The organism is Acinetobacter sp. 789_lipA (assembly GCF_058242845.1).
In genome coordinates, this window is sequence record NZ_JBZAYS010000001.1 from 236696 (window position 1) to 259443 (window position 22748).

Below are 22748 nucleotides of genomic sequence, written 5' to 3' on the forward strand. Positions count from 1 at the left end.
CAATCCAAGATCATTTATTTTCTAAATAATTGAATCATCTTCACGGCATTGTTGTTTATCGATTATACTTTACGGCAGTCATGGTAAGACATTTTTTGGATTAGTCAGTGGGTTATTTATATGGAACTTAGACACCTTCGCTATTTCATTACTGTTGCTGAAGAACTGAACTTTAGTAAAGCAGCACTGAAACTTTATACAGCTCAACCCTCATTAAGTCAGCAAATCAAAGACCTTGAAGAAGATGTCGGCGTGCAGTTACTGTATCGAACCAAGCGAAAAGTTGAACTCACGGAAGAAGGCGCTGTTTTCCTTGAACAAGCACGTCTCACCTTGGCTCAGGCAGACAAAGCGGTCGCTATGGCACGCCAAGTGTCACAAGCCAAACAGCAGATGCTCCGCATTGGTTTTGTCCCTGTGGCGGAAATGAAAATCTTTCCTTATGTGCTGCCCAATTTACGAGTACAAAACCCAGAGTTAAAAATTGAGTTGCTCAGTATGAACAATACTGAGCAACTGCGTTTGCTGAAAAAAGGGGAGTTGGACATTAGCTTTACGCGAAATAATGTCCATAGTGATGAAATCGAAAGCCAGTTTGTACTGCGTGAACCACTCATTTTCCTGCTGCCGAAAGACCATCCTTTGGCCCAATACGAGCGAATTCCGGTTAAAGCACTAGATGGCATTGATTTTATTATTCCCGCAGCCGAGCAGTCACAGACTTTGCACCTAACTATTTTGGAATTTGCCAAAGCTCATAATGTCGAATTCAACATTGTGCAAAAAGCCGATAACATCCTATTCAATATCAACGCCATTGGCTTGGGACTCGGCTGTACAATTTTACCCGGTTATGTTGCGCCACTTAGCATGAACAACACGGTAATTCGTCTACTTGAGGTTGAGCTGCCGTATTTGGATCTGTATGTGAACTATCGTAAAAATAACAGCTCACTGGCAGTGACTAAATTTATAGAATTAGGGTGTGTTGACACTTTTAGCTTAAAAAAATAGCGAAGTAGTAAAATCAAATCGCCAAACCCAATTTTACTATTCGCTATGCCTCGTACCATGCTGACAGATCAACACTGGCAAAAGTTGAAAGTTATTCTGCGTAATTTATCCATTCACCACAACTCAAATTTACGCAATTTTATTGAAGCTATTCTCTATAGAATTAGAACAGGCTGTCCGTGGCGAGATATTCCTTGTTGTTTTGGTCATTCAAACTCTATTTTCAAACGTTTTAATCGTTGGTCAAGCAGCGGTAAGTTACTTAGATTATTCAAATTACTAGCCTCATGCCCCGATATGGAGTGGATTTTTATTGATGGCTCTCATGTACGTGCTCATCAACATTCTGCCGGCATAGCGAATCAATCTATTTCTAAAAGTGTAGGAGGAAACTCCTCAAAAATACATTTGATTGTTGATGCACATGGCAATCCTATTGATTTCATGATTACCGATGGAACCACACATGATGTTAAAGTTGCACCTGATTTAATATCAACATTAGATTTAAAAGAGACAAAAGTGGTATGTGCAGATAAAGGCTATGATTCAGAACCACTGCGTGAACAGATCAGGAAAACAGGGACTAAAGCGAATATACCAAAGAAAACAAATAGCCAATCGAACAATGACCATATGGACTGGTATTTATATAAAATCAGGCATTTAGTTGAAAATATGTTTTGTAGATTAAAGCAATTTAGAGGAATAGCTACTCGATATGACAAGCTCAAAAGAAATTATCAAAGTTCTGTTGCTTTAGCCTGTATATTTTTATGGCTACCTTTATGGGGTTAATTATGAACAGTAAATGTCAACAGACCCTACTGACTCGAGTATTTTATTTGGATATTAACCGCGCATAAATCTGCAGTGGGTTCTAATTATTCATCTCATTCGGCGCGTCACTATTTTCTGAATAAATAGCTACGCGCCTTTCTCATCAACCAATCCTCTGCATGAAAAGCGTATTTTTACCCTTTTGTTTTTAAGCGATGTCGATGATATCTCGCTTTTTCATTTTGCATTCTTTTTAAGCTAGGATAGGCTAAGAAAAACAGGCTTTTGTCAAGTTCCCTACAGCTGAAGTCCGAACACAGACTGGTACTGAAGTAGATCTTGCGACTTTAGCTGCACGAAAAAAATAAAACGAAGAAGGAGAAAATTATGCCGATGCCCACTTTGCAGCGTTTAAAAACAGCAATGAAATTTCGCCCCTTCTTTTTCATTAGTTTTTTGCTAACTGCTGTTTTTTATACGCTGCTGAATACATTTACCGACTGGTCTTGGTCGACCAATTTATTGATCAGTTGGAATATTGCCGTCTCAAGTTATTTAGTCAAAACTATGACCACCCTGTGGTCTGTTGACCATCGGCACATCCTGCAACATGCACAACAGCAAGATGCCAGTAAATGGATCATTCTACTGTTGGTGATCCTGACTTTGCTCATGTGCTTAATTGCGATTGTATTAGAGTTGACTCATCTTCCGAATGACCCAACCATCAAATATGGGCACTTAGCGCTGTCCTTACTCACCATTATTAGTGCATGGTTCTTTATGCATACCGTGTTTGCCATTCATTATGCACATGACTATTATCTCGCCCTCGCAGACCAACAAGATGCAGGCTTAGACTTTCCCAAAACGGCTCAACCGACCTATCCCGACTTTTTATATTTTAGTTATGTGATTGGCACTTCTGCGCAAACCGCGGATGTTTCCATTACCTCACGTTCGATGCGTATTCTCAATATTCTGCACATTATTTTAGCTTATGGTTTTAATACCTCTATTCTCGCCATTAGCATCAATGTCGCGGCGGGTTTTATCACGCTTTAAACGTTTTTTTTCATTTCTTGGTCATCCTCACAAATGACAACTATCCAATATAAAGACGATGATTGAAGTCCTTTCAACGACAACATCACAAAAAAAAAGCCCCCATCAAAGAGCTTTTTCAAATCACAAACCCAACAATTCAATGAACAGTTCATCAGCCTTAAAACATACTAAAGACAAAAGCTTTGAAGATGATCGACCCAAAACAGGCAGGCTCACTCTGACCATCTTCCACAGGTTATATATTTAGACTACTCAAGTTAAATCACTTGCTTAAGGTCAACATATTGCAATAAATGCTGCTGCAAGCTCGGCACATCATCCGCGATGGCTAAAGGTTGATATTGTCTGAGCGTTTCAGGTGTGTGCACCCCATAGCTCACCCCGATTCTCGGCATGGCAATATTACGCGCCATTTCTAGGTCATAACTGGTATCACCGACCATAATCGCGCTTTCCGCAGACACACCCGTTTCAGCTAAAATCTCTTCCAACATCAAAGGATGCGGTTTAGATTTGGTCTCACTGGCAGCACGCGTTGTCACAAATAGTGCTTGGCTCTGTGTTTGCGCTAATACTCGATCTAAGCCTTTACGACTTTTACCTGTCGCCACCGCCAACTGTAAACCCGTTTCACGTAAGCCATTCAACATATCGGCTACGCCGTCGAACCAGACATCACCTTTCGAGTTCGCCACATAATGCTCGGCATAGCATTGCAAAATCTCAGTATGTAACTCAGGCACTTGAGGAAATAATCGCTGCGCGACTTCTGGCAAACCTAAACCAATAATACTTTTTGCTGCATCAGCAGTTAAAGGCTGTGCAAATTGCTGCGCGGCAAACATTAAACTCGCCACAATCTGCCCCACTGAATCAAATAATGTCCCATCCCAATCAAAGATAATCAGTTCTACAGGTTTGTTCATTCTGGGGTTCCAATATTTACTTTTATAAAGTCAATTTACACGATGCATTTGCTACACAATGGCGACAAGGATGTCACCGTTGAGCTGACTTGCATTTCGCTTTAAATCAGTGCTTAAAGCGCGTTCAGGACGTTCCATCAGCTCAACAAAAGATTTTTGTTACTTTTCATCTTTGAAAAGTAACGATGACGAATACAGCATCCTTTTGAATTAATCACAACCAACAAAAGTCATGGCTTTATCACTTCTCCCAAAATGAAAGGGAAAAGATTTAGTCCTTCTTCTGTGCTCTTAGCTGCGCCACAATACTCTGCATATCTTCAGGTAACGGCGCTTCAATTGGCGCATAACCTGGGATGTCTAAACGCATTGCATGCAGACATAAACGACGCGGTTTCGGTCCTTTATATTCTGTTTCATGACCATATTTATCGTCCCCGACCAGTGGATGACCAATGCTTAAACCATGCACACGAATTTGATGGGTACGCCCTGAAAGTGGCGATGCATAAACTAAGGTTGCATGCATAAAGCGCTCAGCCACATTCCACTGTGTTTTAGACTCTTTACCTTCACTCGACACACGCACACGACGTTCACCATTGGCCAGTTCATAACGGTGCAAAGGTGCATCAATTAACTGCTTGTCTAAACTCACCACACCTTTGACAACAGCGGCGTAAGTTTTCTTAATTTTGTGTTCACGCAACATGTCTTGCAAACTTTTTAACACACTACGTTTTTTAGAAATCATCACCAAACCTGAGGTATCACGGTCAATACGATGAATCAGTTCTAAGTATTTTTTACCTGTTGCCGCACGTAAGCCTTCAATCAGACCATAAGCCACGCCACTTCCGCCATGTACGGCAATGCCCGATGGCTTATTGACAACCATCAAGCCCTCATCTTCATACACCACACGGCTGAGTAAACTCTGTGCTACTTTGTCAGAAACAGGCGCCGCATTTTCATCTTTTTGTTCATAGCGAATCGGGGCCACACGAATTTGGTCACCAATAGACAGCTTAGTTTCTGCTTTTATACGCTTTTTATTCACGCGAACCTGACCTTCACGAATCAGGCGATAAATACGACTTTTAGGCACACCTTTTAAACGGCTAAATAAAAAGTTATCAATCCGTTGCCCTGCTTGATGCTCGTCCACTTCAAACCACGTCACGTTTTGCCATTGTTGGGTAGAATTCATACAGTTACTGCGACCTAAAAAATACGGAATTTGAATAAAAAATGACCACTTAGGCTATGCTTTACACAAGAAAGACTAGCTTAGCCCATAGGCAGATGGTACAAGGTTTGATATAGTCAGCGCACGGATACCACCATAAGTGAGTCAAAAGCTTAATCATTTCAATTTTAAATTGAATAGTTAAGAAAATAACTCAACTCAGCTTGGAACGGTCCCAAAAGAATTATGCCGACGCCGAAGGCTTATTATATCGGCAAAACAGCAAACTGTTAGGTTTAATTGTGCATCTGCACATAAATCAGTTTGCCCAAAAAAATATGTGACCAACGAAGGTTGGTTTTTAAACGTAAACTGATATACATCAGATTAGTCGCTCCCTGATGTCGTATTCAGGCCACAGCGTTGATGCATATGGATCTGTTCAGTTGTAAAGGTACGATGATAATTCCGTATCAAGACACCCTATCCAAAAAGAAGGGTTGCTCTTCGAGCAAATGTGACAGTGAAAGTTACTTACATCCAATGCACCGCTTGTCCGCCAGTGAAACGCGCAGGAGACTTTAATCGTTTAAAGATTGAAGCCGTATTGCCATCATCAATATGTGAATCAAAACCGAAGCCGATCAAAAAGGCAGGTAATAAAACTCAGACCACAATTGGTTTATTTGAGATCTGAGTAAAATTGGTCCGTGATGTTTGATGTTCGCTACGTGTTTAGCGATAGTTTGCTGTGTATCACTATTAGGTGTTACACCCATGAAACGTATGTTGATTAATGCAACACATGCAGAAGAGATTCGCGTTGCACTTGTCACTGGGCAGCGTCTTTACGATTTTGACTTAGAGAATCGTACCCGTGAACAAAAAAAATCCAATATCTATAAAGGTCACGTGACTCGCGTTGAGCCTTCTTTAGAAGCCGTCTTTGTTGAATATGGTGCGGGACGTCAAGGCTTCTTGTCTATGCGTGAAATCGCAAATTCATATTACCAAGCAGACCCACGCCAAACTTCAAACATTCGCGAATTGATTACTGAAGGCACAGAGCTTTTGGTTCAAGTTGAAAAAGAAGAACGTGGCAACAAAGGCGCTGCCCTTTCTACCTTCATTTCTTTAGCTGGTCGCTATTTGGTACTCATGCCAAACAACCCGAAAGGTGGTGGTATTAGCCGTCAAATTTCAGGTTCAGTACGTGAAGAATTGAAAGAAATGTTGGCGTCATTAAATGTACCTCGTGGCATGAGCGTGATTGTACGTACTGCAGGTATCGGCCGTTCTCAAGAAGAGTTACAACTCGACCTACAGCACTTACTGGATCTTTGGGCGCAAATCCAAAACACGGCAAGTTCTGGTCCATCACCAATGTTAGTGCATCAAGAAGCAGGCGTGGTGACGCGTGCGATTCGTGATTATTTACGTGATGATGTTGCTGAAATCTTAATTGATTCAGAGCAAGCCTATAACGAAGCCTATAACTTCGTAAAAGCAGTCATGCCTCGTCAAATCGACAAGCTAAAAACTTATACGCTAAATGAACCGTTATTTGCTCATTTTGGTATCGAAAGTCAAATTCAAACCGCTTATGAACGTGAAGTGAAACTTCCTTCAGGCGGTTCAATCGTTATTGACCAAACCGAAGCATTAGTGTCAATCGACATTAACTCTGCAAAATCAACCCGTGGTAGTGATGTTGAAGATACAGCGCTCAATACCAACCTTGAAGCAGCGGAAGAAATTGCACGTCAACTGCGTTTACGTGACATTGGTGGTTTGGTCGTGATCGACTTTATCGACATGACCAAAGACCGCAACCAACGTATGGTTGAGGCGAAACTTCGCGAAGCAACACAAAGCGACCGTGCCCGTATCCAATTCGGTCAATTGTCTCGTTTTGGCTTGATGGAAATGAGCCGTCAACGTCTACGCCCTTCGCTTGAAGAAGCAACAGGTTATGTCTGCCCGCGCTGTCATGGCACAGGTATGGTTCGTGACTTACGCTCATTATCGCTTTCAATCATGCGTAAAGTAGAAGAAATTGCGCTGCGTGAACGTCATGGTGAAGTTCAAGTACAGGTTCCTGTTGAAATTGCAGCATTCTTATTGAATGAAAAGCGTCACACTTTGGTTTACCTCGAACAAACCTCAGGTGTTCGTGTGACTGTGCTTCCGCACCCACACTTAGAAACTCCGCATTACGAAATTTCGTATAACCCTGAAGGCTTTGCACCAACCAGCTATGAACGTACAGAAGCAACACGTTCAAGCGAAAAAGAGTTGGGTTACGAGTCATCAGAATGGCATTTAGATGGTGCAGATCATGTGCATCAACATGCCGCTCCTGCGCCTGTACAACAAGAAAAAGGCAACAAAAAACCTCGTAACAACGCGCCACAACAACAAGTTGCGCAACAAGCCCCTGCCCAAACTGCACCTTCAAGCAGCCCATGTGCATGGTTAGAAAACTTGTTTGTACAAAAACAAGCCGCGACTGTCGATCAATCACGCTCTGCAAATAATGCTGCTGCTGCCATTGAGCAAATGGTAAATGGCGGTGCAGTGAGCCGTGGTCAGTTTGGTCAAGTTGGCACGCCTGCTGTGGCACCTGTCGCGCCAAGCAACAATGTCTACATGAGCGCTGCACCTGTTCATGCCAAATCTGAACACCGTGAAGATAAGCATGTAGAGAAAGAAGAACGCGGCACACGCCACAACAAAAAGCGCCCTAATAAGCACAAAGAGTCACGTGAGCAAAATGCGCAACATGACAACCAAGTTCATGAAGAAATTGTGCAGGTCTCTCGTCAAGATCAACAGCGCCAAGATCGTTATGAACAACGTCCTGAACGCAATGAGCCACAACGCCAAGACCGTCATGAACAACGTACTGAGCGCGGTGAACAACAACGTCAAGACCGTCCAGAGCGCAGTGAACAGCAACGTCAGGAACCGCGTGAAAACAAGCGTTCATCACGTCGCCAACACGGTGAGCAACAGCAAAACACTGATGTTCAAAACGAACAGCAAAATGCAATGCCACGTCGTGACCGCCGTAACCAACCTCGTCCAGAACGCCCAAATCGCCATCGCGACCCAAGTGTACTGAATGAGCAAGCGACTGAAGCAGCGCCAGCTGTGGTTCAAGAACCTCAAGTTAAAGTTGAGTTGATTGAAGCGCCGCGTCAAGAAATGATCACAACAGCCCATGTGGTGAATGTCGATCAAGCGCAAAGTGAAATCATGGCATTAACTCCGCCTGCACACACTGCAACCGAAACCAAGCCTCAGCAAGCGGCTGTTGCGAAAGCAGATGTTGAAGTAAAAGCTGAGAAAGTGGTACAGGAGAAAGCAACTGAAGTTGTAGCAGCACCTGCTGAACAACAAGCAGAGCAAAAACCACGTGAAAGCGTAAAACGTGCCAGCAATGATCCACGCCAACGCCGTCGCCAACAACGCGCTGCACACACACAGCAAACTGAAACACCTAAACTCACACCTTCACAGGTGCCAACTTTAGGTCAGTACACCATCAGCAGCTTGATTCGCCATGTCTATGGTGAAGACTGTTCAGTGCTGATTGAGCAGTTTGGTTTAATTCCAACCTTCAACCGTGCCCTTCAGAAATTTACTGAAGAGTATGCAGCAACGTTAAGCAAAACTGTGACAACGCCTGCTGTTGAAGCAGAGAAAAAACCGGTCACCCGTGATGTTGAAATCACAAAAGCGCAGCCTGAAGCAGAGCCAGTTCCAGTATTGGACCTGATACCGCCTGCACCTGTGTCTGAACAACGTGTTGCAAATGACCCGCGTGAGCGTCGTCGTTTAGCTAAACTGGCTGCTGAACAAGCCAAACAAGCGCGCGAAACAACACCTGTTGCTGAATCGTCAGCGCCTGAAACAGCGGTTGTTGCAGAAACGCCTGCTGCTGAAGCTGCGCCTGCTGTAACTCCAGAGGAAAACGAGCCTGCTATTGTAACAGAAAGCGAAGCGCCTATTGCCGTTGAAAGCAGTGAAGTGAAAAGCATGGCTGATGTAGCTGCGGTTGAAGAAGTGGAAGTTGTTGTTGCTCCGGTTCAAGCCAAAGCGCCTAGAGCATCAAAGCAAGCTGAAAAAGTAGAAGTGACTGAAACTGTAGCGGAAACAGCTGCGGACGAGTCGGATAAATCAGACTCGGACAAGCCAGTTCGCCCACGTCGTCCACGTGGTCGTCCACCGAAAAAAGCGAGCCCGACTGAGTCGTAATTCGCCCTAGAGTTGTAAATTTTAAAAACCTAGTCATGTCAGTGGCTAGGTTTTTTTGTTATTTTCGTCAGATTAGGTTGATTGCACTAGACCGAAACGATTAAAAGAACAAGTGTAGAAACTGAGCACTATTCAAACGCATTGGATTGCATAAAATAATTAGGATTCATATGAGCCAACACCCATCACATGACCTCATTGGTATTACTGACGTTGCAGCAAAACTTCCTCAATTCATCAGTAAAGTTCCCAACTTACTCAGTGGATTAAAGCAAGCATATTTACGTACCCCAAACACCCCAGCAGGCCTCGGGATTGCTTTTGAAAAAGCAGTGAAGCGCAACCCTCACGGTATGGCCTTGCTTTTTGAAGATCAAAAATTTAGCTATCAAGCCCTCAACGAATGGGCAAACCAAATCGGGCATTATTTTTTATCCATCGGGGCAAAAAAGGGTGATGTCATCACAGTGATTATTGAAAACCGTCCTGAATTGGTTGCAACCGTGATTGCACTTGCCAAAATCGGCGTTACTGCGGCTTTAATCAATACCTCGCAAGTCGGTAAAGTGCTGGCGCATAGTATTAATCTGGTCAAACCTATCGCAGTAATCGTGGGTGAAGAATGCCGTGCCGCAGTTGATGAAATCCGTCATGATTTAAATCTCTCTGCGGATCGTTTCTATTGGTTTGCTGACCAAGAAACCCAAAAAGATGCAGGCCTTGCACCACAAGGTTTTAGTAATCTTGCTGAAAAAATTGATGCCTTTGCCAAATTCAATACACCAACCACACACAGTGTGCTGGGTAAAGATGGCTTGTTTTATATTTATACCTCAGGCACAACCGGTCTACCTAAAGCCGTTATTTTCACGCATAGCCGCTGGACATTGGCTTATGGAACCTACGGGCACGTACTCAACCTCGGCAAAGACGATGTGATGTATGTCACCTTGCCGCTGTACCATGCAACAGGTATTGTGGTGTGTTGGTGTGGCGTGATTGCGGGTGCGGGCACCTTGGCTTTGCGCCGTAAATACTCCACTTCTGCATTTTGGAAAGATGTGCAAAAGTTCGATGCCTCGGCCATTGGCTATGTCGGTGAGTTATGTCGCTACCTCATTGATGCAGCACCTTCAGCGTTAGAAAAAGGGCACCGTGTCACCAAAATGATCGGCAATGGCATGCGTCCGAATATTTGGGACAAATTCAAACAGCGGTTTGGTATTGAAGAAATTTTAGAGCTTTATGCATCGAGTGAAGGCAATGTCGGTTTTAGCAATGTATTTAACTTTGACAACACTGTCGGCTTTTCACCTACGCCTTATGCCATTATCCAGTTTGATAAAGAAAAAAATGCGCCTGTTTATGATGCCAAAGGTGGCTGTATCAAGGTCAAAAAAGGCGAAGTTGGTTTATTGATTGGTAAAATTACCCGCCGCTCCCCTTTTGATGGCTATACCGACCCTGAAAAAAATAAATCAGTGATTCTTAAAGATGTCTTCAAGTCCGGCGATGCTTATTTCAACACAGGGGACTTAGTCCGCGACATTGGTTTCCGTCATGCCCAATTCGTCGACCGCTTAGGCGACACTTTCCGCTGGAAAGGCGAAAATGTGTCCACGACTGAAGTTGAAAACATGGTTAGTGAATATGACAAAATCACCGAAGCCGTGGTTTATGGTGTCGAAATTCCGAACACCAATGGCCGAGCGGGGATGGCTGCGATTACACTGGCAGACGGCGCTGAATTGAATGAGCAGGATTTAGCCCAAATGCTCGTGAGCTTTAAAAAATGTCTGCCTGCCTATGCTGTACCCGTTTTCTTACGCGTACAAAAGCAAGTTGAAACTACAGGAACGTTTAAATACCAAAAGAACAAGCTCAAAGAACAAGCCTTTGACCCGAAAAAAACGGATGAACGCTTGCTGGTCCTGTTACCCAACAGCAGTGCCTATGCAGATTTAACGCAACAAGTCTTTGATAACATTCAAGCCTATCAATATCGCTTCTAAACTCGAATTGCTTGTTTTTTAGCTACCTAATCACAAATTTGTTGTATTTATAATCAAACATCAACAAGTTTGCGATTTTTTACTTGCGCTCGATGCATATCTTGCTACAATACGCTCCATCAAATGATATGGGTCGTTAGCTCAGCTGGTAGAGCAGCGGACTTTTAATCCGTTGGTCCCGCGTTCGAATCGCGGACGACCCACCATTCCTTTGATACCCTTGATGGGTCGTTAGCTCAGCTGGTAGAGCAGCGGACTTTTAATCCGTTGGTCCCGCGTTCGAATCGCGGACGACCCACCATCTTTCTTGTAAAATCTAATTTTACAAACCTGCTCAGGTTGGAATGCTTTAAAAATTTCTTTTTTAAACTTTCAGCGAATACTCTTTCGCACACCTTGCTCAGGGTCGTTAGCTCAGCTGGTAGAGCAGCGGACTTTTAATCCGTTGGTCCCGCGTTCGAATCGCGGACGACCCACCATTTATTTAGATCCTCTTTAATTGCATTGATATGACATTTATTTAGCGAAATGCTATTTAATTCATAAAATTCGCACTCTGTTCATTTCTTCACTATTTTTATTCTTCAGTCTTATTCTGTTGCTTTACCCAATTCCATTTTAACTATGAATTAGGCTCACGCTTTAACGTATACGCACGCTCTAATTTCGGAAAACCTCGCGCATACAATTTTTGGTTAGTGGCATCTAGATTATTACTTTTATCCAAATCCATTTGCAGCGTTTGCGAATCCACCACGCGATAATAAAAATTAATCCCCTCTTTACGATGGACAATCAACTCTGTTCGCTCTTTATTCATGGTCCATGTATCACGGCGATAACTTAAGTTTGAAAAGCCAGGGCGTTGTTTTTCCGAAAAGACCTTGCCTAAGCGTACAATGCTGCGATGCACCGTACCATCAGGTAAAAAATTGAGAATAAAATCAGCCTTCCCCGTTTCACAAGGGAAAAAATAACCATCACATTGAATTTGTGTGCGATAACGCCCAATGAACTGCTGTTCACCAATATCCAGCGTACGAGGTGCATACTCCGAATCATCTTGCATGGTTGCCCGTCCTGCCACCTCAGTCAGCTTCTTCCCCGACTCAGGCGGAACAGCAACATCCTCTACTGTGCTATTTTCATGTTGTTGTGACGCCTCCGACAGCCCACCATCACAGCCAGCTAACGATACACCGATTAGCCCCACTGCCCCTTGCAGTAATGCGCCAATCAAACCCTGATGCTTTCGTTTCAACTTCATTCCACACTCACTTTCTGCACGTGATTAATCTCCATAACCATCACGAATATTCCATCCCGACCTCTGGTGTTTTCTCGGATTCAAATGACTTACTGACTTTAAGCAGCTAGCTCAACGCCAAATAGAGCACATTTTAGTCCTGATCAAAACCACAGCTTTTATCTCTTTACATAACTTTACTTTTTAATCGACTCCGTCACCTTTAAAAACTTAATTCCATCTCCATTTTTAAACTATGAGTGCATAAAGCCACTCAGATTTTAATTTTAAGGAGACCTAGATGGCCAATGTTGGTTTATATCGCTCAAACCGCTCAAACATGATTGCTGGTGTAATGGGTGGTATTGCTGAACGTTTTGGTTGGAACGCAAATTTACTTCGTATTGTTTTCATCACCATTTCACTGTTAAGTGCAGCATTCCCTGGAATTTTGGTTTACCTGATTCTTTGGTTGGTGATGCCGAAACAAAAAGACCAAATTGAGCATTCTCCACAGGCTCGATCAGGTTATAGCAATACGATGCGTACCGTTAATCCAGATCATCGCAACCCATAAGCGCACATCTTTCGTCTCAAAAAAGTTTCTTTTTATGCTACGACAACTTCCCCCAAAGTGTCGTAGCTTTTTTTTGCCTACGACACTCACATGACTTAGCGATGTTGTAACAGACGATACAACGCTGCAATCATATCGGCACGGCTAATGATGCCGACCAAAGCCTTATTTTCAACCACAGGAATATAGTTAAAAGAACGTTCAACAAAGTACGGAATCAAATCTTGTAGTTCTTGATCCGGCTGTACCGTGACCACCTGACGTTTCATAATGTGCTTGACTTGATCTTGCCAAGAGGTACGCAAATCCGTTGCCTTTTGGAACCACTCCACCACCTCATATAAAGCTAAGGTTCCGCAAACTTGTTCAGCTCGATTTAACACAGGTAAACTCATCAAATTGACCTGTTTAAATTTTTCCACAGCGACTTGAATGTCTTCATCTTCATATAAACACAGGACATCTTTACTCATAATGTCCCGACAACGCAGGTCTATGTGAAAGCGAGTATCGGCCTGCGCTTGAGCTTTTAAAATCAATTTTTGTAAATCATATTCACTGATGTCAAGCAACTGTGTTTCTTGGGCTAAAACTTGATGAATATCTTCAGGTTGAATTGTGACCTTCTGGGTGGGGGTCGGGTCGGTGCTACGCGTATTGACTTGCGCCACGGTTGGGTATTGTTTCCCGAGCAATCGGTTGAACGCAATCGCAATCACGAGAAGCAGGATCGAGTTAAGTAGAACAGGATAAAACACAAATTGATACCCTAACTCGTGTACCGTATCTCCTCCCAGTACCGCTGTAATTGCCACTGCACCACTTGGTGGATGCAAAGAATCTGTCGTCATCATCAAAATAATCGACAAAGCCACAGCAACACTAAATGCTTCTGTTAAGTTGGAAATATAGAGTGCACAGGTCACCCCAATCACAGCTGCAATCGTATTCCCAATCACAATATTCCATGGCTGAGCCAAAGGACTAGCTGGTACGGCAAAAAGCAACACCGAGGACGCACCCATCGGGGCGATATACCATGCATTGATCCCACCCAAAAGCCACCAACTTATGAGTGAAGACAGTGCTAATCCCAACAATGCACCCAAACCACAGAGCATTCTTTCCTTTAGCGGTAACACTTTAAAATTCGGTTTTAAGGTATTTAACCATTCAAGTTGCATATGAAACACAGCCGCCCTTCTACTTTTGCGCACTTAACCAGTGCAAAATTATACGCGGTCTCACCAATAAGATGCATCTATTTTACATCTTAGAGATATCAATTTTGTTATTTCAATTGTTATCAGCAAAGTCTATATTTAGCGCAAGAGTTTCATTTTTATAAGAAGAAAGGTACACGTCTTGGGAAAATTCAAATATGAAGATCACCTTGAAACTTTAGGTTTATGTGAATGCTTAATTGTCCTGATTCAATTTGAAGTGAAACAAGGCAACAACATCTCTGGTTACGATGCTCATGGACAGTGGCCTAAAGAAGAAAGTCATTTGATTTATCTAAAACAATCTCTGCATTTAAAAAATCTTAATTTCCCCCAACACCCAAATGTTCAAGCACAGATTAATCGAGATATGCATTCTAATTGGCATACAGATGCTTACTGCACCGTACATCATCACCTTATTATTGGATAATTTATGAAAAGTATAGAACATGACTGAAAAACTTGAAATCTGCGACTGCTTAAATGAATTATTAACACTTGAATTGTCACTTGGAAATTTAGTTTCCCACTTTAACAATCATGCCAAATGGCCTTATCCCAAGACCCATTTTGTTATGTTAGCCCATGATCTTCATACTCATTTAGAAACATTGACATACTCAAAGCATATTTCCCACCAAATATGCAAAGATATTCATTATGGTTGGCATGATGAATGTTTATACGAAATTCATCACGACTTACTGTGTACAGGTCGTACTAAGCCATTTTAGCGAATATAAAATTAAGTGCTGAAAAATAAATAGAGCCTTTGCCACTCCTCTGCAAAGTCCTTATACTTAGAACCAATTTTTTCTTATATTTATAATGGATGCTGCATGAGTCGCGCCATATCGCATATTGATACATTCCAAGGCTTAATTCTTGCCTTACAAAACTACTGGGCTGAACAAGGTTGTGTCATTTTACAACCTTACGATATGGAAATGGGTGCAGGGACATTCCACACTGCAACATTCTTACGCGCACTTGGGCCTGAAACTTGGAACGCAGCATACGTTCAACCGTCACGCCGCCCTAAAGACGGTCGTTATGGTGAAAACCCAAACCGTTTGCAACACTACTACCAGTTCCAAGTGGTACTGAAACCAAACCCTGACAACATCCAACAACTTTACCTAGACTCCTTAGAAGCGATTGGTATCGATACTCTTACTCACGATATTCGTTTCGTAGAAGATAACTGGGAATCTCCAACGCTTGGCGCATGGGGCTTGGGTTGGGAAGTTTGGCTCAACGGTATGGAAGTGACTCAGTTTACTTACTTCCAACAAGTTGGTGGTGTTGAATGTTACCCAGTAACAGGTGAAATCACTTACGGTCTTGAGCGTTTGGCCATGTACCTACAAGGTGTCGATTCTGTTTACGATCTTGTTTGGACCAAAGGTCAGTTCGGTACTGTGACTTATGGCGATGTATTCCATCAAAATGAAGTTGAGCAATCGACCTATAACTTTGAATATGCCAACGTTGAAAAAATGTTTGAATTGTTCGATTTCTATGAAGCTGAAGCAACTCGTTTAATGGAAGCTGAACTTCCACTTCCTGCCTATGAACAAGTCATTAAAGCATCACACAGCTTTAACTTACTCGATGCACGTGGTGCGATTTCTGTGACTGAGCGTCAACGCTATATTTTACGTGTACGTACTTTGGCGCGTTCAATTGCGCAAAGTTATGTGGCTGCGCGTGCCAAGCTTGGTTTCCCAATGGCAGAACCACATTTACGTGATGAAGTTTTAGCGCAACTGAAAGCTCAGGTTGAAGCAGAAGCGGCTCAAGCAGAAAAATCAGCGGAGAACAAATAATGTCTAAACATACAGTTTTATTTGAACTTGGCTGTGAAGAACTTCCACCAAAAAGCTTAAAGACTTTACGTGATGCATTGCAAGCTGAAACCGTAAAAGGCTTAAAAGATGCAGGCTTGGCTTTTGATTCTATCGAAGCTTATGCAGCACCTCGTCGTTTGGCATTGAAAATCATCAATGTCGATGCTGCGCAAGCAGATACTCAAAAACGTTTTGACGGCCCTGCTGTACAAGCGGCTTATGATGCGGAAGGTAAGCCAACCAAAGCACTTGAAGGCTTTATGCGTGGTCAAGGCATTACTGCGGATCAAGTTTCAACTTTCCAAGCAGGTAAAGTTGAAAAAGTTTGTTACCTAAAAGATGTGAAAGGTCAAAGCCTTGACGTTTTACTGCCACAAATTTTACAAACCGCTTTAGATAACCTTCCAATTGCAAAACGTATGCGTTCTGCGGCAAGCCGTACTGAATTCGTTCGTCCTGTAAAATGGGTTGTATTGTTAAAAGACAATGATGTGGTTGATGCAACCATTCAGGATCATAAAGCAGGCAATGTGACTTATGGTCACCGTTTCCATGCACCTGAAGCAATTACTTTAGCCAATGCAGATGCATATTTAGATGCACTTCGTGCTGCGAAAGTTGTAGCGAATTTTGAAGAACGCCAAGCGATCATTGACCAACAAGTCAAAGCTTTGGCTGATGAAGTCAATGCAATTGCCATCGTTCCTGCTGATTTACGTGATGAAGTCACCGCATTGGTTGAATGGCCAGTTGCACTTCGTGCGAGCTTTGAAGAACGCTTCCTTGCTGTGCCTCAAGAAGCTTTGATCACCACCATGCAAGACAACCAAAAGTATTTCTGTTTAGTAAATGCTGACAATAAACTTCAACCTTACTTCATTACTGTTTCAAATATTGAGTCTAAAGATCCGACTCAAATTATTGAAGGGAATGAGAAAGTTGTACGCCCTCGTTTGTCTGATGCTGAATTCTTCTTCTTACAAGATCAAAAGCAACCGCTTGCATCTCGTAAAGAAAAATTAGCCAATATGGTTTTCCAAGCACAGTTAGGTACGCTTTGGAATAAATCTGAACGTATTGCTAAATTGGCTGTGGCTTTATCTGCAATCACAGGTGCGAATCCTGCAGATGCTGAAAAAGCAGCACTTCTTGCAAAGTGTGATTTAACTTCTGAATTGGTTGGCGAATTCCCTGAACTTCAAGGGATTGCGGGCACTTACTATGCACGTATTGAAGGCGAGAATGATGAAGTTGCGGAAGCTTTAGGTGAACAATATTTACCTAAGTTTGCTGGTGATGTTTTACCTCAAACTAAGGCAGGTACTACGATTGCGCTTGCTGATCGTTTAGATACGTTGACTGGTATTTTCGGTATTGGTCAAGCACCTACAGGTTCTAAAGACCCGTTTGCTTTACGTCGTTCTGCGATTGGTATTTTGCGTTTAGTGACTGAAAATAATCTTGATGTTTCAATTGAAGAATTGATCAAGCTTGCTTTGGCTGCTTATGGCGATGTATTGAAAGACCACGACAAGACTTTGGCGGATGCTGTTGCATTCCTTGAAGGTCGTTATCGTGCGAAGTATGAAGACCAAGGCGTTGCTGTTGATGTGATTCAAGCAGTTCAAGCACTTTCTCCAAAATCACCACTTGATTTTGATAAGCGTGTTACTGCGGTGAATCATTTCCGTAACCTGCCTGAAGCCGCTGCTTTGGCTGCTGCGAATAAGCGTGTTGCCAATATCTTGGCGAAAGAAGCTGCACCTACGGGTGAAATTGTCGAATCTAAATTGGTTGAAGATGCTGAAAAAGCACTTTATGCAGAGATCCAAAATGTTCTACCTGTAGTTCAACCACTTTTGGCTGCGAAAGACTATACCGCTGCGCTTTCTAAGTTAGCTGCGTTACGTGCACCAATTGATGCTTTCTTTGAGAATGTCATGGTCATGGCTGATGATGCTGAATTGAAAGCAAACCGTTTACGTTTGCTGGCTCAGTTACGTGATTTGTTTACAAGTGTTGCGGATATTTCGGTGTTGCAACACTAAAGTCTTAGTTACTTGAATTTAAAAGAAAACCCTGCTTGAATGAGTGGGGTTTTCTTTTGAGCAATAAAAATGAAGCTAGTCAAAGTACATGTACAAAATTATAGAAGTATTTTAGATAGTGGCGAAATTGAGATTGAAAAGATCAAAACGGTATTGGTTGGCATCAATGAAGCAGGAAAAACAGCACTATTAAAAGCTATTAATAACTTAAATCCAGCAAGTGATATTGAAAAAGTTGATATTTTAAGAGACTTCCCCCGTTCTAAATATTCTGAATATGTACAAAATAAATCTGCTGAAGAGTTAAAAAAGACACCTCTAGTGAAAGGTTGGTTTAGCCTAGAACAGAACGACATAGATACAATTAAAGAATTACCTAATTTTAGTGAAGGGATAATAGATTTAGAAAATCTAATATACCTACGTGAACAAAAATATGATCACTGTATTCATAGTATTGTGAATTTTAAAAGTACAACTTTTGGTGATATAAGAAAACCAACTCTTAGACTGATTGAAGCATTAAAAAGCAACTCCACTGCCTCTGAAATAATTGAAAAATTAGAGAATTTTTTAGCAAAAAGTAAGTATGATTACCCTTCTCTATCCACTGAAGATTCAAATATATTTATTCAGTTAATTGATACTGCTGAACTAAAGATAGATGAAGATAATGTAAAAGAAATTAATAGAATTTCCGAGTTAACTAAAGCAGGGCAGAGTAAAACTTGAAGTGCGACATAAACCACCTAATTAATTTAAAGGGTTTATGGAGTATATAAAATTGTCATACCATCATCTTAACTTTGAAGATCGTACTGCATTAATGCTTGAGTCAAGAAAAGAAGGCTTTTCAGCCAGAAAATTTGCTGAACTTATTAAAAGACATCCTAGTACGATCTATCGTGAGCTTAAAAGAAATAGCATCAATGACGTTTATCAAGCTCGATATGCTTCTGATAACACTTTTGCTAGACGTAGACGTGGTCACAGAAAACTCAAAATCGATTCAATCCTCTGGAAATTTATTGTTGAAGCGATCCGTTGTTTATGGTCTCCTCAGCAAATAGCAAAGCGTTTAAAGACATTTCCTGATTTGGATCAAACAATGAATGTAAGCCATACAACGATTTATTCAACGATACGAGCATTACCCAAGGGTGAGTTGAAAAAAGACTTATTATCCTGTCTACGTCATGAAAATAAAAAGCGAAAAGCTAACGGTGAACCTAAAAAAGATTCTATATTACAGGATATTAAAACTATTCATGAGCGCCCAGCCGAAGTTCAAGAAAGAAAAATACCGGGTCATTGGGAAGCTGATTTAATTAAAGGTAAAGACAATAAAAGTTCGATAGCAACACTTATTGAACGAAATACACGGCTCTGTATCTTGGCAACATTACCTGATGCAAAGGCAGAATCAGTGCGCAAGGCTTTAACTGAAGCTCTGAAATATTTACCTGCAGAACTGCGTAAAACGTTGACCTATGACCGTGGACGTGAGATGTCAGAACATAAAATACTCGAAGAAGATTTAGGCATAGATGTATATTTCTGTGACCCACATTCACCCTGGCAAAAAGGCACATGCGAAAATATGAATGGTTTAATTAGGCAATATTTACCTAAAGGGATTGATTTAAATCAGGCAGATCAGCATTATTTAAATCAAGTTGCCATGTCACTGAATACTCGTCCTAGAAAAGCGTTAGATTGGCTTACACCATTAGAGAAATTTGCTCAGCTTGTTGATTATCATAAGACTTTTCAAACTGTCGCACCTCATGTTTGAATTCGCCCAGCTAAAAAGAATATTTTTCATAATGAGACTTTAAATCTACTTAATAAAACATTACCCAAATTTATTTACTTCAATAATTATATAAAAGTCAAACCCTTAATACACTTAAAACAGTTGGCAGACCGACAGGATCAACAGATCATTGATGATAAATACTATGACTATGGTAATTTATCTTTACTAAAATTTCTTGGTTATACACCACGGGAGCTATCAAATTTAGGGGTAGAAAATAATAGTGTTGATACAGATGAATTCCGAAAAAAACGAGATGAACGCCAATATAAATTAAATGCGTCAAGTATAAGACTCACAAACTCCATCACAGAAATTTGGAATCCGAATAATTCAAAAGATGAAGCATCCCAACTTCGAGTAATTGCCGATGGTCAATATTTAAAAGTTGCAGTAACTGATAGATTAGGAGCTGAAATAGAACTTGATCAAAGGTCTGAAGGCTTCCAATGGATGGTTTCTTTTTTCATAGTCTTTGAATCACAAGCTGATAATGATTATAAAAATTGCATTCTTTTATTAGATGAGCCAGCTACTAGTTTACACGCTTTGAAGCAAAAAGAATTTATTAAAACTATTAGTAAATTAGCTGAAAAGAATCAAACTATTTATACAACACATTCACCATTTATGATTTCTCAGGATGAGTTAGATTTAGTCAGAATTGTAGAATTAACAGATAGAGCAATTGGTACAAAAGTTAATAATACTATTATTTCCAATGATCCTGCTGCACTTTTCCCATTACAGGAAGCTCTAGGCTATAACTTAGCTCAAAGCATGTTTACAGCTAAAAAGAATGTACTTTTAGAAGGATTAACAGATTTATGGTATTTAGAGGGTATCAACTCTTTATTTGATAAAAATTTAGATCAAAATATTGCCCTTCTGCCTGTGGGTACTTCTGCAAAAATTTCATACTATGCATCCATGCTTAGCAATAATGATTTGAAATCTGTAGCTCTTTTAGACTCTGACTTAGCAGGTGATAAAGCTGCACAGCAAGAAGTTGTAGTTCATGCATTAGGTACTAAGAATATTCTTAGAACTAAAGAGTTTTTATCACGTGAAATTAAAAATTCTGAAATTGAAGATATTATACGTGAAACTTTAGCTTCAATTTTCTTCACTGAATATGCTATTCAAATTAACTCTGAGGATTTAGCATCTGAGAAAGCTGTTGTTGATATTTTCAAAAAAGCTGATCCAAAATTTTCTAAATTTAAGTTATCAAAAGCTTTCCTAAACTGGGCTAGAGAACATTCATCTAAAGATTTAACACAAGATGAAATTAGAAATTGTGAAAAACTACTTGAATCAATCAATCGAAGATTAAAATAATAATTGCAGCTGCTTTGTTATAAAAAAGTAGCTGTCCCTACTTTTAAACCTAGGCTTTTATAAATTCATTCCCTATACTCAACCTAACAACTCGCAACAAGAACGAACCTTATGAAATTAAAAACTGTACTTTTCGCTACTTTTGCTGCCCTTTCTATTACAGCATGTACATCTCAACCAACGATTCCACAGTTGACAGCGGGTGTATTACAAGAAGTCCAAGACATTGAAGTTTATCCGGACACAACCAATAACAAAGCAAAATTGACCAAGTTTGAAGACAAATGTGTCATCGAATTTACCGGCAACCTGAAAGCAGGCAAAGTCGTAGAACAGTGGGCGTTCCGTGACTACACCCTCATCACAGGTGGCTCAGCAACTTTTGCACTCGATGGTACAAGCACAGCAACCAAATTTGAATTACACGATGCAGAAGTACAGAAAAACTTCCTCGCACTACGTAATCACTTTGCAAAAGAAGCCTTAGCGCAATGTAACTAAGCAAATCGTCATCACTGGTGCAACATCAGTGATGACTTTCTCTCAAATGCCTTTCGCTTCGTGTCCTTTGCTTCAATACCAGTCTCCATATTCTTTACATTTAAAACAACGACCACGCATAAACTTACATAATTTTAATGAATTAACTGAACGACACAATTTTCAGCCCATTGTTCATGCGCTGTTGCCGCATTGTGCGACTTTCATATCAAACGCTATTTTTGAGCTCATTTCTGTCTATGATGACTGCTGTTCTGAACTCCTCATCGGGTTCTGTCATAAAGAGGTAGAAAATCAAAGATGAAAGTTTTAACAAAGACACTCACCGCTTCGGCTTTAACCACTGCACTTTTAGCCTCCACTTCCCTATTTGCAAATACCACAGCCAATACATCGGCCAATGTTCAAGTTCAAACCTCGCAGCCAAGTGTATTGCAAAACTTAAAACATGATGTCAAACATGCTGCGCATGCGACAGGTGAAACGGTTGACGAGGGTGTCGACAAAACCAAAGCATTCAGCAAAGAAAAATGGCAAGACACCAAAGAATTTTCAGCTGAAAAATCTGCTGTCGTAAAAGATAAGGCTGGTGACGTTAAACAGTCTGTTGAGCATAACACCAAAAAAAGTGGTCACTATATAGCAGATAAAGCGAAACAAGGCCAACAAGCGACCAAACAAAAATGGCAGGAAACTAAGCAGGCTGTCAGTGGTCAACCTAAACGTGCTGGCGTAAATGGGCAGGCTCAAGTGGAATTAGATACACCTGTTGCTAAAGCCAAAGTCGGTTCATCGACCGATGCTGCCGTTGGCGCGAAGTAGAAGTTAAACTCCTCCAGAGTTGAAAGAGTCCACATGCTGGGCTCTTTTTTAGCTATATACGTTTGCACA

At 41.3% G+C, this 22748-nt stretch carries 18 protein-coding genes and 3 tRNA genes; 17 read left to right on the forward strand and 4 right to left on the reverse strand.

The genetic code is table 11. The annotated features are described in order from the left end of the window. Window positions 1-120: 120 nt before the first annotated feature. The 3 genes from hcaR to AC4CUZ_RS01130 all read left to right on the forward strand — a co-directional run bounded on the left by hcaR (window position 121) and on the right by AC4CUZ_RS01130 (window position 2859). On the forward strand, window positions 121-1014 hold the full coding sequence (hcaR, locus tag AC4CUZ_RS01120; protein ID WP_114837883.1) for a DNA-binding transcriptional regulator HcaR: 894 nt from the start codon (window positions 121-123) through the stop codon (window positions 1012-1014). 45 nt (window positions 1015-1059) lie between these two features. After that, the gene (locus AC4CUZ_RS01125; RefSeq protein WP_326942891.1) at window positions 1060-1812 is read left to right on the forward strand and encodes an IS5-like element ISAba31 family transposase; all 753 of its coding nucleotides are present in this window, start codon (window positions 1060-1062) and stop codon (window positions 1810-1812) included. Window positions 1813-2181: 369 nt separating this feature from the next. Then, the gene (locus tag AC4CUZ_RS01130) at window positions 2182-2859 is read left to right on the forward strand and encodes a DUF1345 domain-containing protein (RefSeq protein ID WP_004692572.1); all 678 of its coding nucleotides are present in this window, start codon (window positions 2182-2184) and stop codon (window positions 2857-2859) included. 260 nt (window positions 2860-3119) lie between these two features. Here AC4CUZ_RS01130 and AC4CUZ_RS01135 read toward each other — a convergent pair whose 3' ends face one another. Together AC4CUZ_RS01135 and AC4CUZ_RS01140 are read right to left on the reverse strand one after the other, a co-directional pair. Further along, a complete protein-coding gene (locus tag AC4CUZ_RS01135; protein ID WP_114837647.1) occupies window positions 3120-3788 on the reverse strand; it encodes an HAD-IA family hydrolase in 669 nt (222 codons plus the stop codon). A gap of 271 nt (window positions 3789-4059) precedes the next feature. Beyond that, a complete protein-coding gene (locus AC4CUZ_RS01140; RefSeq protein WP_004692575.1) occupies window positions 4060-4998 on the reverse strand; it encodes an RluA family pseudouridine synthase in 939 nt (312 codons plus the stop codon). Between the two features lie 756 nt (window positions 4999-5754). Between AC4CUZ_RS01140 and AC4CUZ_RS01145 the strand changes: the two genes are divergently transcribed. The 5 genes from AC4CUZ_RS01145 to AC4CUZ_RS01165 all read left to right on the forward strand — a co-directional run bounded on the left by AC4CUZ_RS01145 (window position 5755) and on the right by AC4CUZ_RS01165 (window position 11728). Next, window positions 5755-9237: an Rne/Rng family ribonuclease gene (locus tag AC4CUZ_RS01145; protein WP_419381290.1), complete on the forward strand. Its 3483-nt coding sequence runs from the start codon at window positions 5755-5757 to the stop codon at window positions 9235-9237. A gap of 170 nt (window positions 9238-9407) precedes the next feature. Next, window positions 9408-11249 carry a long-chain-acyl-CoA synthetase gene (locus AC4CUZ_RS01150; RefSeq protein WP_114837645.1) on the forward strand — a complete coding sequence of 614 codons (1842 nt, stop codon included), beginning with the start codon at window positions 9408-9410 and terminating at the stop codon, window positions 11247-11249. A gap of 130 nt (window positions 11250-11379) precedes the next feature. Further along, window positions 11380-11455, forward strand: a tRNA-Lys gene (locus tag AC4CUZ_RS01155). A 19-nt stretch (window positions 11456-11474) separates the two neighbouring features. After that, window positions 11475-11550: transfer RNA gene (locus AC4CUZ_RS01160), tRNA-Lys, on the forward strand. Window positions 11551-11652: 102 nt separating this feature from the next. Then, window positions 11653-11728 (forward strand) — tRNA-Lys (locus AC4CUZ_RS01165). Between the two features lie 143 nt (window positions 11729-11871). On the opposite strand, the gene AC4CUZ_RS01170 is transcribed toward AC4CUZ_RS01165, so the two are convergent. Beyond that, complete coding sequence (locus tag AC4CUZ_RS01170) at window positions 11872-12516, reverse strand: hypothetical protein (RefSeq protein ID WP_005400888.1); 645 nt, start codon at window positions 12514-12516, stop codon at window positions 11872-11874. Between the two features lie 280 nt (window positions 12517-12796). On the opposite strand from AC4CUZ_RS01170, the gene AC4CUZ_RS01175 reads away from it, so the two are divergent. After that, window positions 12797-13072 (forward strand): PspC domain-containing protein, encoded by a 276-nt coding sequence (locus tag AC4CUZ_RS01175; protein WP_004692583.1) that lies wholly within the window; start codon window positions 12797-12799, stop codon window positions 13070-13072. A gap of 95 nt (window positions 13073-13167) precedes the next feature. Here AC4CUZ_RS01175 and AC4CUZ_RS01180 read toward each other — a convergent pair whose 3' ends face one another. Next, a complete protein-coding gene (locus AC4CUZ_RS01180) occupies window positions 13168-14265 on the reverse strand; it encodes an HPP family protein (protein WP_058868850.1) in 1098 nt (365 codons plus the stop codon). 172 nt (window positions 14266-14437) lie between these two features. Here AC4CUZ_RS01180 and AC4CUZ_RS01185 point away from each other — a divergent pair, with 172 nt between their 5' ends. From AC4CUZ_RS01185 to AC4CUZ_RS01220, 8 genes are all read left to right on the forward strand, one after another. Continuing rightward, window positions 14438-14728, forward strand: coding sequence for a hypothetical protein (locus AC4CUZ_RS01185; protein WP_419381291.1), 291 nt, complete (start codon window positions 14438-14440; stop codon window positions 14726-14728). A 409-nt stretch (window positions 14729-15137) separates the two neighbouring features. Beyond that, a complete protein-coding gene (glyQ, locus tag AC4CUZ_RS01190) occupies window positions 15138-16127 on the forward strand; it encodes a glycine--tRNA ligase subunit alpha (RefSeq protein WP_004978878.1) in 990 nt (329 codons plus the stop codon). Beyond that, a complete protein-coding gene (glyS, locus tag AC4CUZ_RS01195) occupies window positions 16127-18196 on the forward strand; it encodes a glycine--tRNA ligase subunit beta (RefSeq protein WP_114837641.1) in 2070 nt (689 codons plus the stop codon). The genes glyQ and glyS overlap by 1 nt, the downstream gene beginning before the upstream one ends. A 69-nt stretch (window positions 18197-18265) precedes the next feature. Continuing rightward, window positions 18266-18928 carry an AAA family ATPase gene (locus tag AC4CUZ_RS01200; RefSeq protein WP_490747153.1) on the forward strand — a complete coding sequence of 221 codons (663 nt, stop codon included), beginning with the start codon at window positions 18266-18268 and terminating at the stop codon, window positions 18926-18928. 37 nt (window positions 18929-18965) lie between these two features. Continuing rightward, window positions 18966-19991, forward strand: coding sequence for an IS30-like element ISAba125 family transposase (locus tag AC4CUZ_RS01205; RefSeq protein WP_079265503.1), 1026 nt, complete (start codon window positions 18966-18968; stop codon window positions 19989-19991). Between the two features lie 21 nt (window positions 19992-20012). Then, window positions 20013-21356, forward strand: a complete 1344-nt coding sequence (locus tag AC4CUZ_RS01210) for an ATP-dependent nuclease (protein WP_490748038.1) — start codon at window positions 20013-20015, stop codon at window positions 21354-21356. Between the two features lie 111 nt (window positions 21357-21467). Further along, on the forward strand, window positions 21468-21857 hold the full coding sequence (locus AC4CUZ_RS01215; protein WP_004978867.1) for a hypothetical protein: 390 nt from the start codon (window positions 21468-21470) through the stop codon (window positions 21855-21857). A gap of 300 nt (window positions 21858-22157) precedes the next feature. Next, on the forward strand, window positions 22158-22679 hold the full coding sequence (locus AC4CUZ_RS01220; RefSeq protein WP_114837456.1) for a hypothetical protein: 522 nt from the start codon (window positions 22158-22160) through the stop codon (window positions 22677-22679). Window positions 22680-22748 lie beyond the last annotated feature (69 nt).

Coding starts and splice junctions, on each gene's coding strand:
- glyQ (WP_004978878.1), top strand. CDS start 15,138: ATGAGTCGCGCCATATCGCATATTGATACATTCCAAGGCTTAATTCTT.
- AC4CUZ_RS01150 (WP_114837645.1), top strand. CDS start 9,408: ATGAGCCAACACCCATCACATGACCTCATTGGTATTACTGACGTTGCA.
- AC4CUZ_RS01175 (WP_004692583.1), top strand. CDS start 12,797: ATGGCCAATGTTGGTTTATATCGCTCAAACCGCTCAAACATGATTGCT.
- AC4CUZ_RS01140 (WP_004692575.1), bottom strand. CDS start 4,998: ATGAATTCTACCCAACAATGGCAAAACGTGACGTGGTTTGAAGTGGAC.
- AC4CUZ_RS01200 (WP_490747153.1), top strand. CDS start 18,266: ATGAAGCTAGTCAAAGTACATGTACAAAATTATAGAAGTATTTTAGAT.
- AC4CUZ_RS01125 (WP_326942891.1), top strand. CDS start 1,060: ATGCCTCGTACCATGCTGACAGATCAACACTGGCAAAAGTTGAAAGTT.
- AC4CUZ_RS01215 (WP_004978867.1), top strand. CDS start 21,468: ATGAAATTAAAAACTGTACTTTTCGCTACTTTTGCTGCCCTTTCTATT.
- AC4CUZ_RS01145 (WP_419381290.1), top strand. CDS start 5,755: ATGAAACGTATGTTGATTAATGCAACACATGCAGAAGAGATTCGCGTT.
- AC4CUZ_RS01130 (WP_004692572.1), top strand. CDS start 2,182: ATGCCGATGCCCACTTTGCAGCGTTTAAAAACAGCAATGAAATTTCGC.
- glyS (WP_114837641.1), top strand. CDS start 16,127: ATGTCTAAACATACAGTTTTATTTGAACTTGGCTGTGAAGAACTTCCA.
- AC4CUZ_RS01220 (WP_114837456.1), top strand. CDS start 22,158: ATGAAAGTTTTAACAAAGACACTCACCGCTTCGGCTTTAACCACTGCA.
- AC4CUZ_RS01205 (WP_079265503.1), top strand. CDS start 18,966: ATGGAGTATATAAAATTGTCATACCATCATCTTAACTTTGAAGATCGT.
- AC4CUZ_RS01135 (WP_114837647.1), bottom strand. CDS start 3,788: ATGAACAAACCTGTAGAACTGATTATCTTTGATTGGGATGGGACATTA.
- AC4CUZ_RS01170 (WP_005400888.1), bottom strand. CDS start 12,516: ATGAAGTTGAAACGAAAGCATCAGGGTTTGATTGGCGCATTACTGCAA.
- hcaR (WP_114837883.1), top strand. CDS start 121: ATGGAACTTAGACACCTTCGCTATTTCATTACTGTTGCTGAAGAACTG.